The 14,065-nt window shown below is 63.6% G+C and carries 16 protein-coding genes; 8 read left to right on the forward strand and 8 right to left on the reverse strand.

What is annotated here, in order from left to right; genetic code table 11:
• Positions 1 to 27: 27 nt before the first annotated feature.
• Both AD89_RS0108070 and AD89_RS0108075 read left to right on the forward strand, forming a co-directional pair.
• Complete coding sequence (locus tag AD89_RS0108070; RefSeq protein WP_025778096.1) at positions 28 to 789, forward strand: isoprenyl transferase; 762 nt, start codon at positions 28 to 30, stop codon at positions 787 to 789.
• Positions 790 to 1,000: 211 nt separating this feature from the next.
• Positions 1,001 to 2,308 (forward strand): PhoH family protein, encoded by a 1,308-nt coding sequence (locus AD89_RS0108075; RefSeq protein ID WP_025778097.1) that lies wholly within the window; start codon positions 1,001 to 1,003, stop codon positions 2,306 to 2,308.
• 188 nt (positions 2,309 to 2,496) lie between these two features.
• Here AD89_RS0108075 and AD89_RS0108080 read toward each other — a convergent pair whose 3' ends face one another.
• From AD89_RS0108080 to glpX, 3 genes are all read right to left on the reverse strand, one after another.
• Positions 2,497 to 3,900, reverse strand: coding sequence for a class II fumarate hydratase (locus AD89_RS0108080; protein ID WP_025778098.1), 1,404 nt, complete (start codon positions 3,898 to 3,900; stop codon positions 2,497 to 2,499).
• Between the two features lie 88 nt (positions 3,901 to 3,988).
• Positions 3,989 to 4,615 carry a carbonic anhydrase gene (locus AD89_RS0108085; RefSeq protein WP_025778099.1) on the reverse strand — a complete coding sequence of 209 codons (627 nt, stop codon included), beginning with the start codon at positions 4,613 to 4,615 and terminating at the stop codon, positions 3,989 to 3,991.
• Between the two features lie 60 nt (positions 4,616 to 4,675).
• A complete protein-coding gene (gene glpX / locus AD89_RS0108090; protein ID WP_025778100.1) occupies positions 4,676 to 5,800 on the reverse strand; it encodes a class II fructose-bisphosphatase in 1,125 nt (374 codons plus the stop codon).
• A 198-nt stretch (positions 5,801 to 5,998) separates the two neighbouring features.
• Between glpX and AD89_RS0108095 the strand changes: the two genes are divergently transcribed.
• Entirely contained in the window at positions 5,999 to 6,568 is a 570-nt protein-coding gene (locus AD89_RS0108095; protein WP_231488532.1) for a DUF4245 domain-containing protein, read from the forward strand.
• A 20-nt stretch (positions 6,569 to 6,588) separates the two neighbouring features.
• Here AD89_RS0108095 and AD89_RS0108100 read toward each other — a convergent pair whose 3' ends face one another.
• Both AD89_RS0108100 and xseA read right to left on the reverse strand, forming a co-directional pair.
• Positions 6,589 to 6,828, reverse strand: a complete 240-nt coding sequence (locus AD89_RS0108100; RefSeq protein WP_025778102.1) for an exodeoxyribonuclease VII small subunit — start codon at positions 6,826 to 6,828, stop codon at positions 6,589 to 6,591.
• Between the two features lie 41 nt (positions 6,829 to 6,869).
• Complete coding sequence (xseA, locus tag AD89_RS0108105) at positions 6,870 to 8,177, reverse strand: exodeoxyribonuclease VII large subunit (protein WP_025778103.1); 1,308 nt, start codon at positions 8,175 to 8,177, stop codon at positions 6,870 to 6,872.
• A 91-nt stretch (positions 8,178 to 8,268) separates the two neighbouring features.
• On the opposite strand from xseA, the gene AD89_RS18315 reads away from it, so the two are divergent.
• On the forward strand, positions 8,269 to 9,285 hold the full coding sequence (locus tag AD89_RS18315) for a 4-hydroxy-3-methylbut-2-enyl diphosphate reductase (protein ID WP_035320251.1): 1,017 nt from the start codon (positions 8,269 to 8,271) through the stop codon (positions 9,283 to 9,285).
• Positions 9,286 to 9,291: 6 nt separating this feature from the next.
• On the opposite strand, the gene AD89_RS0108115 is transcribed toward AD89_RS18315, so the two are convergent.
• Positions 9,292 to 10,488, reverse strand: coding sequence for a DNA recombination protein RmuC (locus tag AD89_RS0108115; RefSeq protein WP_025778104.1), 1,197 nt, complete (start codon positions 10,486 to 10,488; stop codon positions 9,292 to 9,294).
• Between the two features lie 72 nt (positions 10,489 to 10,560).
• On the opposite strand from AD89_RS0108115, the gene ychF reads away from it, so the two are divergent.
• Genes ychF through AD89_RS0108130 form a run of 3 tightly spaced genes read left to right on the forward strand, consistent with a single transcriptional unit; the run spans position 10,561 to position 12,250 of the window.
• On the forward strand, positions 10,561 to 11,646 hold the full coding sequence (gene ychF, locus AD89_RS0108120; protein ID WP_025778105.1) for a redox-regulated ATPase YchF: 1,086 nt from the start codon (positions 10,561 to 10,563) through the stop codon (positions 11,644 to 11,646).
• A gap of 33 nt (positions 11,647 to 11,679) precedes the next feature.
• Entirely contained in the window at positions 11,680 to 11,961 is a 282-nt protein-coding gene (locus tag AD89_RS0108125; protein ID WP_025778106.1) for a type II toxin-antitoxin system RelE/ParE family toxin, read from the forward strand.
• On the forward strand, positions 11,948 to 12,250 hold the full coding sequence (locus AD89_RS0108130; protein WP_025778107.1) for a HigA family addiction module antitoxin: 303 nt from the start codon (positions 11,948 to 11,950) through the stop codon (positions 12,248 to 12,250). Before AD89_RS0108125 ends, AD89_RS0108130 begins: the two co-directional genes overlap by 14 nt.
• 23 nt (positions 12,251 to 12,273) lie before the next feature.
• On the opposite strand, the gene AD89_RS0108135 is transcribed toward AD89_RS0108130, so the two are convergent.
• Positions 12,274 to 12,501: a hypothetical protein gene (locus tag AD89_RS0108135; RefSeq protein ID WP_025778108.1), complete on the reverse strand. Its 228-nt coding sequence runs from the start codon at positions 12,499 to 12,501 to the stop codon at positions 12,274 to 12,276.
• A 67-nt stretch (positions 12,502 to 12,568) separates the two neighbouring features.
• On the opposite strand from AD89_RS0108135, the gene AD89_RS20640 reads away from it, so the two are divergent.
• The gene (locus AD89_RS20640) at positions 12,569 to 12,844 is read left to right on the forward strand and encodes a 2-phosphosulfolactate phosphatase (RefSeq protein ID WP_442853638.1); all 276 of its coding nucleotides are present in this window, start codon (positions 12,569 to 12,571) and stop codon (positions 12,842 to 12,844) included.
• Positions 12,845 to 13,018: 174 nt separating this feature from the next.
• Here the strand turns inward: AD89_RS20640 and AD89_RS0108145 are convergent, their stop codons facing one another.
• A complete protein-coding gene (locus AD89_RS0108145) occupies positions 13,019 to 14,059 on the reverse strand; it encodes a methionine synthase (RefSeq protein ID WP_025778109.1) in 1,041 nt (346 codons plus the stop codon).
• Positions 14,060 to 14,065: the final 6 nt, after the last annotated feature.

Consider the following 14,065-nt stretch of genomic DNA (forward strand, 5'->3'; position numbering starts at 1 on the left):
CGACGACCCAGATGGAAGAGGACAGCTGTGGCGCGACCCGTGAACCTGCTCTATCGGCTGTACGAGCGACGGCTCAAGCGTGAGCTCGACAAGTCGGTTCCGGTTCCGCGGCACGTCGGGGTCATCACCGACGGCAATCGCCGGTGGGCGAGGGAATTCGGGGCCACGACCGCAGACGGGCACCGGGCCGGAGCGGCGAAGATCGTCGAATTCCTCGGCTGGTGTCACGAGATCGACGTGGAGATCGTCACTCTCTACGTTCTGTCCAAGGAGAACCTCGCCCGTTCGGCCGAAGAGGTGTCGATCCTCATCGAGATCATCTCGGACCTGGTGGAGAAGATCGCAGCGCTCGACGGCGTCGGCGTCCAGCTCGTCGGTGATCTCGAGATCGTTCCAGCGGATCTGCGGGCCCGCTTGGAAGCCGTGACGACCACCGCGGACTGCGGCATGCGAGTCAATGTCGCCGTCGGCTACGGCGGTCGGCAGGAGATCGTCAACGCGGTGAAGTCCCTGCTGCGGACTCGGGCCGACGACGGCACGGATCTCGAGTCCATCATCTCCGAGCTGTCTCCCGAGCAGATCGGCGATCACCTCTACACCAAGGGCCAGCCCGATCCCGACCTCATCATCCGCTCGTCGGGAGAGCAGCGACTCTCCGGCTTCCTCATGTGGCAGAGCGCCTACTCGGAGTTCTATTTCTGCGAAGCCTACTGGCCGGACTTCCGCCGCACGGATTTCCTCCGTGCCGTGCGTGACTACGGACTGCGGCAGCGTCGCTTCGGCAAATAGGGCCTGCCGGCGGCCCGCGCGGATCTGAAGCTGTATGACGGTGGAATCCCGCATTCACTCGAAGTTCATGACCTCGACTTGCCCGAACACGCGTGCCGCTGCCGTCTGCGGAGGCGAACCGGGTTAGGTTGACTGTAGTTGGTCGACACCAACCCGAGATCGGGGGATGTCAGAACCGGATCTCGGCGGAACTCACGCCTCAGAGGTCCTCATGGCTGAAAAAGTCCACACCTACGTTCTCGACACCTCGGTGCTGCTGTCCGATCCCGGAGCGCTGCTGCGCTTCGCCGAACATCACGTCGTCATTCCACTCATCGTCGTCTCCGAGCTCGAGGGCAAACGCAATCATCCCGAACTCGGCTTCACGGCTCGCAAAGCACTGCACATCCTCGACGACTTCCGTTCCGACTACGACCGATTGGATCAGCCCATCCCGGTCGGCGATGCGGGCGGAACGCTGCGGGTCGAGCTCAATCACATCGACGCCTCCACGATGCCGGTCGGCTTCGACCGGTCGGAGAACGACACCCGCATCCTGGCCGTGGCCCGCAACCTGTCGGCCGAAGGCTGTGATGTCGTCGTCGTGACCAAGGACGTGCCGATGCGGGTGAAGGCGTCGGCCCTGGGTCTGCACGCGGAGGAGTACCTGGCGGAGCTGGCCGTCGACTCCGGGTTCACCGGAATGAGCGAGCTCGGACTCGACGACGAGCAGATGAGCGAATTCTACGATTCGGGATCGGTCGTCACCGAGGAGGTCTCCGACGAGGTGGTCAACACCGGTGTCGTCATCACCTCACCGCGCGGATCCGGTCTGGGACGGGTGCGCACCGGCAATCGCGTGTCGATGGTGCGCGGGGACCGTGACATCTTCGGCGTCCACGGCCGATCGGCAGAACAGCGGATCGCCATCGACATGCTGCTCGACGACGCTCTGGGAATCGTGTCGATGGGAGGGCGAGCCGGAACGGGGAAGTCCGCGCTGGCCCTCATGGCCGGTCTGCAGAAGGTGCTCGAGGAGAACAAGCACTCGAAGATCATGGTCTTCCGCCCCCTCTATGCCGTCGGCGGGCAGAACCTCGGCTACCTGCCCGGCAGCGAGGGGGAGAAGATGAATCCCTGGGCGGAGGCCGTGTTCGACACCCTCAGCGCGCTGGTGAGCAAGAACGTCATCGACGAGGTGGTCAACAGAGAGATCCTCGAGGTGCTGCCGCTCACGCACATCCGAGGACGGTCGCTCCACGACGCATTCGTCATCGTCGATGAGGCGCAGTCGTTGGAGCGCAATGTTCTGCTCACCGTGCTCTCACGCATCGGGATGAACTCGAAGGTGGTGCTCACCCACGATGTCGCCCAGCGCGACAACCTTCGAGTCGGCAGGCACGACGGAGTCGCTGCGGTGATCGAGAAGCTCAAGGGCCACGAACTGTTCGCTCATGTCACGCTGACACGGTCCGAGAGGTCTGAGATCGCGGCTCTGGTCACCGATGTGCTCGAGGAGTTCGACCCGTTCCGGTCGTGAGCCTCTGCTCCGGTCACCGACCGCTCACGTTACCGCCGGTGTATCGCGCTGTGCGGTGAGCGGTCGACGCTGGGGCGAGCGGTCGACGCTGGGGCGAGCGGTCGACGGGGCTCGAAAGGAGCCGCCGACACGACACGGCGCCCGGACGATACCGTCCGGGCGCCGTCTCGATCTGTCAGACCGGAGACTTACTTGTAGCTGCCGATCATCGTGGTGACGTCGAGGGCCTTGTCGAGGTCGGCTTCGGTGATGGAGCCGTTCTCGACGAAGCCGAGAGCGATCGTCGCTTCCTTCACCGTCATCTTCTCGGCCACGGCATGCTTGGCGATCTTCGCAGCGGCCTCGTAGCCGATGACCTTGTTCAGCGGCGTGACGATGGAGGGGCTCGCCTCGGCGAGGAAACGGGCACGCTCCTCATTGGCGGTGAGTCCGTCGATCATCTTCTCGGCCATAACGGTCGAAGCATTCGCGAGCAGGCGGATCGACTCGAGCAGGTTCGAGGCCATGACGGGGATGCCGACGTTGAGCTCGAACGCGCCGTTGGTCGACGACAGCGACACGGAGGTGTCGTTGCCGATGACCTGAGCGGCGACCTGAATGGTGGCCTCACAGATGACCGGGTTGACTTTGCCGGGCATGATCGAGGACCCGGGCTGCAGGTCGGGGATGGCGATCTCGCCGAGGCCGGTGTTCGGTCCCGAGCCCATCCAGCGCAGATCGTTGCAGATCTTCATGTAGCCGTAGGCGATGGTCCGCAGCTGGCCGGAGGCCTCGATGAGTCCGTCGCGGTTGGCCTGCGCCTCGAAGTGGTTGCGTGCCTCGGTGATCGGCAGTCCGGTCTCCTCGGCGAGGATCTCGACCACCCGGGAGGAGAAGCCGTCGGGGGTGTTGATGCCGGTGCCCACAGCGGTTCCGCCCTGCGGGACTTCTGCCACGCGCGGCAGGGAAGCCTCGATGCGTTCGATTCCGTAACGGACCTGAGCGGCATAGCCGCCGAACTCCTGACCGAGCGTCACCGGAGTGGCATCCATGAGGTGGGTGCGGCCGGACTTGACGATGGAGGAGAACTCGTTCGCCTTCTTCTCCAGCGAAGTCGCCAGGGTGTCCATGGCCGGGATGAGGGTGTTGACCAGGGCCTTGGTCACGGCCAGGTGCACCGAGGTGGGGAAGACGTCGTTCGACGACTGCGAGGCGTTGACGTGATCGTTCGGGTGGACGTTGATTCCGTCGGCTTCGAGCGCCTTCGTCGCCAGCGAGGCCAGAACCTCGTTGGTGTTCATGTTCGACGAGGTTCCCGAACCGGTCTGGAACACGTCGATGGGGAAGTGGGCGTCGAATTCGCCTGCGATGACCTGATCGGCGGCGTTCTGGATGGCGGTGGCACGAGCTTCGTCGAGCACGCCGAGTTCGGCGTTGGCCTTGGCTGCGGCCTTCTTCACCTGTGCCAGTGCGGCGATGTGAGCGGATTCGAGGGTCTTGCCCGAGATCGGGAAGTTCTCGACGGCACGCTGGGTCTGTGCGCTGTAGAGGGCGTCTTTGGGGACTTTGACCTCACCCATGGTGTCGTGTTCGATGCGAAATTCTTCGGTCATTGTTGTCCTTTCCGTTGGGTGCCGGGGAAATGATTGCGGAGTTCAGGCTCGTAGGGCTGAACGGCTGACCACCGAGGTGGCCGGTCGCTCAAGAAGCATAGGTGGAGACCGCGGCCTCGTCGCCTCCGTATTGGGCGACGACCGTGGTGTGGCCATCGTGGAGTTGGTAGGTGAGTCCGACGATGATGAGTCGGCCCTCATCGACAGCGGTCTTGATGATCGTGGACAGCTGCATGATTTTGTCGACCGTGTCCATGGTGTTCTGACCGACGGTCTCGTTGATCGTGGTGCGCCCGTTCTTGCGGGCCCGGGCCACTGTCGGCAGGATGCGGGCGACGACGTCGGAGATGAATCCCGGGGGAGTCTCACCCGAGTCGTAGGCGTTGTAGGCGGCGGTCACGGCCCCGCAGCTGTCGTGGCCGAGCACGACGAGCAGGGGAGTGCCGAGCATCTCGACTCCGTATTCGAGCGAACCCAAGGTGACCGGGTCGACGACCTGTCCGGCATTGCGCACGACGAACATGTCACCGAGGCCGACATCGAAGATCATCTCAGCGGCGACTCGGGAATCCGAGCAGCCGAAGAGAGTGACGAACGGGGTCTGGCTGTCCGACAGGGATTCGCGTCGCGCCGTGTCCTGGTTGGGGTGTCGAGGGACATCGTCGACGAAACGCTGATTTCCCTCGAGGAGTCGCTTCCACGCCTGATTGGGCATTGCTTTCGCACCTGCTTCCGAATTGTGTGCATCGTACCCGGGCCCGGGTACGATTGGAGGTCAGACCAGTCCGCGGCGTGCGGCTTCTTCGGCGGCCTCCACGTATGAGTGGGTCTTCGCTGCCTGGTGCTCGGCGAAGACCTGACGGACGGTTCCCGACTTCGACCGCATCACCAGGGAATGCGTGGTGACGTGGTTGCCCTGGAACTTCACGCCATCGAGCAGATCGCCGTTGGTGATGCCGGTGGCGACGAAGTAGCTGTTGTCACCGGTGACGAGGTCATCGGTGTTGAGCACCTGGTTGACGTCGAGGCCGGCCTTGGAGGCGGCTTCGCGTTCGGTGTCGTCCTGCGGCCACAGACGGCCCTGGATGACTCCGCCGAGCGCCTTGATGGCGCAAGCGGTGATGATGCCTTCCGGGGTACCGCCGATGCCCATGAGCATGTCGACGCCGGTTCCGGGACGGCAGGCGGCGATGGCTCCGGCGACGTCGCCATCGGTGATGAGCTGGATGCGGGCTCCGGCGGCGCGGATCTCATCGATCATCTGCTGGTGGCGGGGACGGTCGAGGATCATCACCGTCACCGAGGCGGGATCCTTCGTTCCCTTCGCCTTGGCGACGCGGCGGATGTTCTCGGCGATCGGCAGACGCAGATCGACGGCATCGGCGGCGTCGGGACCGGTGACGAGCTTCTCCATGTAGAACACGGCAGAGGGGTCATACATCGCACCGTCTTCGGTCACGGCCATGACAGAGATCGCATTGGGCATGCCCAGAGCGGTCAGGCGAGTGCCGTCGATCGGATCGACTGCGACATCGCAGTGCGGTCCGCCGCCGTCGCCGACCTGCTCGCCGTTGAAGAGCATCGGAGCTTCGTCCTTCTCGCCTTCGCCGATGACGACGGTGCCTGCCATGCGGACGGTGGAGATGACATTGCGCATCGCGGCCACTGCTGCCCCGTCGGCGGCGTTCTTGTCGCCGCGGCCGACCCAAGGAGCGGCTGCGATGGCTGCGGCTTCGGTGACTCGGACGAGCTCCAGAGCCAAGTTGCGGTCGGGAGCATCCGACTCGACCTGAGCCTTCTGTGACCATGAGTCGGTCACTGCAACAGGCGGAGTCTCCTCATCAACTCGTCCTCGGTCATGGTGAGATTTCACGTCAACAGGCTCTTTGGAGTCACTCATGCTTCCAATTGTGCCACCCCTGTGATCGGGGTCGCGACAGCGGTGCCCCCTTGTGGCCGCAGTCACGTCCTCGGGCCGGAATTGGCCCTTCGCGCGCGAGCCGAGGACAATGGCGGTGTGAATGTCCGAAATGCTGCCGACGAGACGGGTGCTCGAGCTGTCGTCGACGAGGCGACGTCGAGTCCTGAGGGAGAGTCCATGGCTGACGAATCCGGAGTGATGCTGCCGGGGTCCCGGGAAGAGATGCGCTTCCTGCGCAAGAACTCGAACTGGGTCAATATGGTCATCGCGATCCTCGCCTGTCTCGCAGTCGCCGTCGGGATCCTGTTCCTCGCCCCGCAGCCCGAAGTCGACTCGGAACGTGTCGTCGACTACCAGGGGATCGCCGAGCAGTCCCAGGGCAACGCCGAGTTCGATCTCATCGTTCCGCAGATCCCGCGTGGATGGACGTCGAACGAAGCCAGCCTCGATCGGGTCGGCGACTCCGAGTACACGTCGTGGTACATGTCGTTCATCGGCCCCGACGACCAGTGGGTGAGCATCGAACAGGCCGAAGCGAGTGAGAACTGGGCGAAGCGGAAGACCGATGAGTCCGTCGCTGCCGAGAAGGTGACCGTCGGCGGTGCCGACTTCCAGATCTATCGGACCGAAGAGGCGAAAGAATACTGGGTCACGCACAAGGGCGATATGTATGTCGTCCTGAGCGCCACTGCCGCGCCGGACACCGTCAACAGCTTCGCCGATCAGGTGGCCGCCGAACTCAAGTGACCTCAGGCTGACCCAAGGTTTTATTCGGTGTCGTCCGAGGTCTCCTCACGGGCCTTGTCGAGGCGTTCCCGTGCTCCGTCGAGCCACGCCTGGCACCGGTCGGCGAGAGCCTCGCCGCGCTCCCACAGCCGCAGTGACTCTTCGAGCGGCAGGTTGCCGGTCTCCAAACGCTTGACGGTCATGACGAGTTCTTCGCGTGCCTGCTCGTAGCTGAGGGTGCTGATATCGGGCTGGTCCTGTTGGGTGGTCGGTTCGGTCATCGGTGTCTCCTTCGCAGAGTGAGTGGAGTGTGGAGCTGTGGTCATCCGTCGGTCGTCGAATCGTCCGTTTCCGGTGAGACGTCGGTGATCGCGGCATCGAATCGACCATGGGCGACCCGGACGTGGACGGTGTCGCCGGTCGTGACCTCGTCGGCACTGCGGACGGCCTGTCCCTCGTCGGTCTGAACCACGGCGTATCCGCGCTCCAGCGTCCGCAGGGGAGAGAGTGACTGGGCCTGGGAACGGAGGTGCTGGATCTCGTTCTGAGCTTGGATGAGCAGTCCGTTCGTCGCCTGCAGACTGCGGCGGCGGATCATCGTCAGTTCGTTCTCATGCGCGGTGATCATCGTCTGCGGTTCGGCGAGCACCGGCCGTGATCGTACGGCGGTGAGCATCTCCTGCTCTCGATCGAGGATGCGATTGACGGCAGCTTCGAGCTCGGCGCGGGCTCGCAGCAGATTCATGCCTTCCTCGGCGACATCCGGAACGATCCTCTTTGCCGCATCCGTGGGCGTTGACGCCCGCATGTCAGCGACCTCATCGAGGATGGGCCGGTCGGCTTCGTGTCCGATCGCCGAGACCACCGGTGTCTGCGCGGCGGAGACGGCGCGGACGAGGGCTTCGTTGGAGAACGGCAGGAGGTCTTCCATGCTGCCGCCGCCGCGGGCGATGACGATGACATCGATCTGCGGGTCCGCGTCGAGTTCGGCGAGGTTCTTCATCACTCCGGGGACGGCGTCCGGGCCCTGAACCGCACAGTTGCGGACTTCGAATTCGGCGGCAGGCCAGCGCAGGTGCACGTTGCGGATGACGTCTTTCTGCGCATCAGAATCCCGTCCGGTGATCAGACCGATCCGGTTCGGCAGGAACGGCAGGCGCAGCTTCCGATTGGGGTCGAAGAGCCCTTCGGCGCCCAACTGCTTCTTCAGTCGTTCGAGGCGGGCGAGGAGTTCGCCGAGGCCGACGGCGCGGATGTCGTTGGCTCGCATCGTCAGTCGACCGGTCTTCGTCCAGAAGTCGGCTTTGAGGTTGGCGACGACATGGCTGCCCTCGGTCAGAGGTGCCCCGGTGCGGTCGAGGACGTTCTTCCAGATCTGGACCGGCAGGGACATCTCGACATCGGTGTCACGCAGGGTCAGGTAGCTGGCCTTGCCGCGGTGGTTGAGTTCGACGACCTGCCCTTCGATCCACACGCTCGACATGCGGTCGATATAGGACTTCATCTTCGACGACAGCAGACTCAGCGGCCACGGATTCTCCGCCGTGGTCTCTGCTGCGGTGGCGGCGAGCTCCTTCGGCTCGACGGATTCGCCGAGCGTGCCGGGAGTGCCGGAGATTCTTTGCGCCATATGGGTCCCCTTCCGAAACCCCAGCCTAACGAACGGCACAGACACAGCCCATTCCTGGCCGCCATCGACGCCTCCGGCTTAGACTGAATGGGTGAGCGTCGTTTCAGTACCTGCCCCGACCATTCCGCGCCGGCGTCTGGCGCCAGGCGAGATCCGCACTCCGGTCAATGCTGACAAGAGAGTGCTGCTGGCCGCGCCGCGCGGCTATTGTGCCGGCGTCGATCGGGCCGTCATCGCTGTCGAACGCGCCCTCGAGCATTACGGTGCACCGATCTACGTCCGCAAGGAGATCGTGCACAATCGCCACGTCGTCGAGACCCTGTCCGAACGCGGAGCCGTCTTCGTCGATGACACCGCGGAGGTCCCGGAAGGTGCTCGGGTCGTGTTCTCCGCGCACGGAGTCTCTCCGGCAGTTCATGCCGAGGCCGCTGGGCGTGGGCTGTCGACGATCGACGCGACCTGTCCGTTGGTGACGAAGGTTCACAAAGAAGCCATCCGGTTCGCTCGGGACGGCTTCCGCATCCTCCTCGTCGGCCATGCCGGACACGAAGAGGTCGAAGGAACAATGGGGGAGGCACCGGACCACATCACGTTGGTGCAGAGTCCCGAGGAGGCCCGCACCATCGAGGTGCCCGATGCCGAGAAGCTGGTGTGGATCTCCCAGACGACACTGAGCGTGGACGAGACGATGGAGACCGTTGAGATCCTGCGTAAGCGCTTCCCACATCTGCAGAACCCACCCAGCGATGACATCTGCTATGCCACACAGAACCGACAGGTTGCAGTGAAGAAAATCGGGCCCGAAGCGGATCTCGTCATCGTCGTCGGCTCGGCGAACTCCTCCAATTCTGTCCGCCTCGTCGAGGTCGCCCTCGAACACGGAGCGAAGGCGGCTCACCGTGTCGATTTTGCTCGTGAGATCGACGAGACGTGGTTCCACGACGTCGCCACCGTCGGAGTCACCTCCGGGGCGAGCGTTCCCGAGAACCTCGTCCAAGACGTGCTGCAGCTGCTGGCCGACCACGGTTTCGACACCGTCGAAGAGGTCGTCACCGCCGAAGAGGACCTCATATTCTCGCTGCCGAAGGAACTGCGCAAGCTCGGCTGACGATCCTCAGTCCGTCCCCGTCTGCCGATCACGCAGATGAGTCGGTCCGCGATCATCGAAGTCCATGGCTCGCGGCCGACTGAGCTCCTCGGCGCTGACGCCCCGAGCGCGAGTATCGAGTTCGGCCACGGCATCGAGTTCGTCGGCGACGATCCCGGTCGACGGGAACTTTCTCGCGGTGACGAGGAACCGGGACTCCAAGGACGAGACGAACCGGTTGTAGTCCTCGACGGAGCGGTCCAGGCTGGCCCCCATCCGTGACACATGAGTCACCAGAGTGCCGATACGTTCGTAGAGTTCCGTGCCCAGCCGCAGCACTTCGGCCGCCGAGGTGGACATGTCCGCCTGCCGCCAGTTGAGCGCCACGGTCTTCAGCAGCACCAGCAGAGTCGCCGGTGAGGCGAGGACGACGTTCTTGCCCAGTGCATGATCGATCATCTTCGGGTAGCTTGCCGCGGCCGCGGAGAGCAGACCGTCGGTGGGGACGAAGCAGACGACGAAGTCGGGGGAGGTCTCGAATGCCTTCCAGTACTCCTTCGAGGCCAGGGCATCGACGTGTCGCAGCAGCGCGCGGGCATGGTCCTGACCGCCCGTGCCAGAGTCGGCCGCCTCGTCGGAATCCTCGTTCATCCGCGCCGACAGGGGAGTCTTCGCATCGATGACGATCGTGCCGCCGCCGGGCAGGTGGACGACCATATCAGGTCGGTGTCGCTTACCATCGCGTTCGGCGCTGACCTGGGTGTCGAAGTCGACGTGGGGGAGGAGGCCGGCATATTCGACGATGCGTTTGAGCTGGACTTCGCCCCAGTCTCCGCGGTGGGTCGTCGAATTCAACGCGTTTGCCAGCGACCCAGTGGATTCCTGGAGGCGGAGGTTCTGTTGGCTGAGGTGCCCGATCTGGGAATTCAGTCGGGTGATCTGTTCGATCTGCGTGCGGTCCTGAGAGTGCAGGTTCTCCTGCAGGTTTTTCACGCTTGCCGCCAACGGCCCGATGGCCGCAGTGATCTCACCGGCCATCTGCGCATCGGCCTCGAGGTCTTCGGTGCGCTGAGACAGGATGCGTGATGTGGTTTCCGCGCGGGTGAGTCTCTCGAGGTAACGGGACCGTGTGAGACTGCGTCCGAGGAGGAATCCGAGCGCGGCGGCGAGGACGATGGCCACGATGAAGGCGATGATGACTGCGGCGGCGGGGAAAGCATTCATGACTCCAGGGTGACAGAGGGCACTGACACGAGAATTCGAGGACCACCTCGGCGACGGCTAGACTTGGATACCGTGGCTTTGACTATCGGAATCGTGGGACTGCCCAACGTCGGCAAGTCGACCATGTTTAACGCACTGACCAAGAACCAAGTTCTCGCGGCGAACTACCCGTTCGCGACGATCGAGCCGAACGTGGGCGTGGTCCCTCTGCCGGACGAGCGGCTGACGCGACTGGCTGAGATCTTCGGCTCCGAACGTATCCTCAATGCCACCGTCGACTTCGTCGACATCGCTGGAATCGTGCGCGGCGCCTCCGAAGGGGAAGGCCTGGGCAACCAGTTCCTCGCCAATATCCGCGAAGCCGACGCCATCTGCCAGGTCATCCGCGGATTCGTCGACGACGATGTCGTCCACGTCGACGGCAAGATCAGCCCAGCCGATGACATCGACACGATCAACACCGAACTCATCCTCGCCGACCTCCAGACATTGGAGAAGGCGCGGCCGCGGATCGAGAAGGAAGTCAAGGGCAAGCGCGCACCGGCCGAGCAGCTGACCGCGATCGACGCCGCCACCGAGATCCTCGAAGGCGGGCGGACGCTCTACCAGGCGATGCAGGCCGACAAGTTCGACGTCAGCGCCCTGCGTGAGCTGCAGCTGATGACGGTCAAGCCCTTCCTCTACGTGTTCAACGTCGACGACGAGGTGCTCGCCGACGAGGACAAGAAGAACGAGATGAGGGCCCTCGTGGCACCGGTCGAAGCGATCTTCCTCGACGCGAAGTTCGAGTCCGAACTCGCCGAACTCGACGAAGAAGAGGCCCGGGAGATGCTCGAATCGACCGGGCAGGAGGAGAGCGGACTCGACCAACTCGCCCGCGTCGGCTTCGACACTCTCGGTCTGCAGACGTATCTGACTGCCGGTCCCAAGGAATCCCGTGCATGGACGATTCCGAAGGGCGCCACCGCCCCCGAGGCGGCCGGAGTCATCCATACCGACTTCCAGAAGGGCTTCATCAAGGCCGAAATCGTGTCCTTCGATGATCTCGATGCCAACGGTTCGATGGCTGCCGCGAAGTCCGCCGGGAAGGTCCGGATGGAAGGCAAGGACTACATCATGGTCGACGGCGACGTCGTGGAGTTCCGGTTTAACGTCTAGCGTTAATGACGGACTCCGTCATACACTGGTCTCGTGATCAGATCGTTCGGCGACAAGGCGACCGAACGGCTGTGGCATCGTGAGCGCGTGCGGTCGATCGATCCGAGGATCCATCGAGTCGCATTGCGCAAGCTTCGTCAGGTGGGATCGGCGGAAGTCCTCGAGGATCTGCGCGTCCCGCCCGGCAATCGTCTCGAAGCCCTGAAGGGCGATCGAGCTGGGCAGCACAGTATCAGGATCAACGACCAATGGCGCATCTGCTTCGTGTGGACAGACGCCGGACCGGAGGAGGTGGAGATCGTTGACTACCACTGACAAGATCGAGCCGATCCACCCCGGGGAGGTCCTCATGGAGGACTTCATCGAGGGGTTCGGGATCACTCAGAACAAACTCGCCGTGTCCATCGGTGTCCCACCTCGGCGGATCAACGAGATCGTGCACGGCAAGCGTGGGATCACTGCGGACACCGCGCTGCGGCTGGCGAAGTACTTCGGTACGTCGGCGGAGTTCTGGATCAACCTGCAGAGTCATTACGAGCTCGACCGCGCCGAGGACCAGGCAGGTGAGCAGATCGCTTCGATCGTTCCGCTGCAGGTGGCGTGAGTTTGTCTGACCAGGGAGACCTGTTAGGCCAGCGCCGGTACTCCGTGCGCTTCGACTGGGGACCTCGTGGTGCGCGGGCTGTCGGCGATCTCGTTGCTGCCGGCGATGCTGCTCACAGGGTCGGTCGTTCCCTGACTAGTTTTGCCGTCGCCGTACGGATCAACGATTACGACGCTCCTCATGGAGACGGGAGCATCCGTCATCGCGGGGTGCTTGCGGAACGCGACTGCCGTGTCTGTCTGGCTGGCCATCCGGATGGGATAAGGTGACTCTGTTGCGATCATCGCAGCGGGGGAACGATGGCGGGACGACGACTCGCTGCGTCCGGCGCTTGAGGATCAACTTGGCGCTGGAGCGATCCTTTCTGCACTGTCAGCTCTCGGCTACCGGAGCGTGATGAGCCGAGAAGCGTCGTCTGCTGCCGATCTTTTCGATGCCGTACGCCCATGTTTGGATCGGGTGATGCGCGATTGTGTCGGCGCTCGAGAACTGGAAGTCATGGGGTTCGGTTCCGATGTTGAGGTCGCCCACTTGTTGGATGTCTCCCGAGTCGTGCCGCTGGCGGCCGAAGGGGCCTTTCTTGCTGCCTGGTAGTGCGGATCTCTGGAGGGGCATCGCTCACCGTTCTGCCCTGCGTCTGCGGCAGAGACTGGGGCACTGTGGCAACGACGGCTTGAGCCGCCTCTGCTCTTCCCGGGCTCAGACTGCCCGAATCATTGCGGAGAGGCCCGACGGCTCGGGACATGTGCGGATGAAGTGCGGCGGCGGTCAGCCCCTTGACGCAATCAGTTCCTCGCGGACGATCGCTGTTCCCGCACTCAAGGCGCTCATCTTCGCGAGGGCGACGTCGCGCGCGAAGGGGGCCATGCCGCAGTTCGTGCTCGGAATGAGCTTGTCCGCGTCGGCGAACTTCAGTGCCTTGCGCAAAGTGGCGGCGACCTCCTCCGGTGTCTCGATGGTCTCGTTTGCCACGTCGATGGCGCCGAGCATGACCTTCTTGCCGCGGATCAGTTCGATGAGGTCCATCGGGACATGGGAGTTGTGGCATTCGAGCGAGACGATGTCGAGGCTCGAGCGCTGCAGGAGGGGGAAGGATTCCTCGTACTGGCGCCACTCGGACCCGAGGGTCGTTTTCCAGTCGTTGTTCGCCTTGATCCCATAGCCGTAGCAGATATGCACTGCGGTCTCGGCCCGCAGACCTTCCGCTGCCCGTTCGAGCGCGGCGACTCCCCAGTCCTTCATCTCCTCGAAGAAGACATTGAATGCGGGCTCGTCGAACTGGATGATGTCCACTCCCGCCGCCTCCAGATCCTTTGCCTCCTGATTGAGGACCGTGGCGAATTCCCAGGCCAGCTTCTCACGGCTCTTGTAGTGGTCGTCATAGAGTGTGTCGATCATCGTCATCGGCCCCGGCAGCGCCCACTTGATCGGCTGATCGGTCTGCTGGCGGAGGAACTTCGCATCGTCGATGAAGACCGGTTCCTCACGGCTCACGGCGCTGACGACTGTGGGTACGCTTGCGTCGTAACGGTCGCGGATCCGAACCGTCTTGCGCTTCTCGAAATCGACTCCGCTGAGATGCTCGATGAACGTCGTCACGAAGTGTTGGCGGGTCTGCTCTCCGTCGCTGACGATATCGATGCCGCGGTTGGTCTGCTCATGAGTCGAGATGCGCAGGGCATCGCGCCTGCCCTCGACCAAGGCATCGCCCTGGAGGTTCCAGGGAGACCAGAGGGTTTCGGGCTGCGCGAGCCAGGACGGCTTCGGCAGACTGCCGACGATTGAGGTGGGCAGCAGTGGCTGGGTCATCGTTTC

Source organism: Brevibacterium sp. VCM10, assembly GCF_000583215.1.
Lineage (GTDB): Bacteria > Actinomycetota > Actinomycetes > Actinomycetales > Brevibacteriaceae > Brevibacterium > Brevibacterium linens.

What these genes read in the sequence shown, in the direction of transcription:
- AD89_RS0108075 (WP_025778097.1), top strand. Translation starts at nt 1,001, where the DNA reads ATGGCTGAAAAAGTCCACACCTACGTTCTCGACACCTCGGTGCTGCTG.
- AD89_RS0108080 (WP_025778098.1), bottom strand. Translation starts at nt 3,900, where the DNA reads ATGACCGAAGAATTTCGCATCGAACACGACACCATGGGTGAGGTCAAA.
- AD89_RS0108085 (WP_025778099.1), bottom strand. Translation starts at nt 4,615, where the DNA reads ATGCCCAATCAGGCGTGGAAGCGACTCCTCGAGGGAAATCAGCGTTTC.
- glpX (WP_025778100.1), bottom strand. Translation starts at nt 5,800, where the DNA reads ATGAGTGACTCCAAAGAGCCTGTTGACGTGAAATCTCACCATGACCGA.
- AD89_RS0108095 (WP_231488532.1), top strand. Translation starts at nt 5,999, where the DNA reads ATGGCTGACGAATCCGGAGTGATGCTGCCGGGGTCCCGGGAAGAGATG.
- AD89_RS0108100 (WP_025778102.1), bottom strand. Translation starts at nt 6,828, where the DNA reads ATGACCGAACCGACCACCCAACAGGACCAGCCCGATATCAGCACCCTC.
- xseA (WP_025778103.1), bottom strand. Translation starts at nt 8,177, where the DNA reads ATGGCGCAAAGAATCTCCGGCACTCCCGGCACGCTCGGCGAATCCGTC.
- AD89_RS0108115 (WP_025778104.1), bottom strand. Translation starts at nt 10,488, where the DNA reads ATGAATGCTTTCCCCGCCGCCGCAGTCATCATCGCCTTCATCGTGGCC.
- AD89_RS0108135 (WP_025778108.1), bottom strand. Translation starts at nt 12,501, where the DNA reads ATGGCCAGCCAGACAGACACGGCAGTCGCGTTCCGCAAGCACCCCGCG.
- AD89_RS0108145 (WP_025778109.1), bottom strand. Translation starts at nt 14,059, where the DNA reads ATGACCCAGCCACTGCTGCCCACCTCAATCGTCGGCAGTCTGCCGAAG.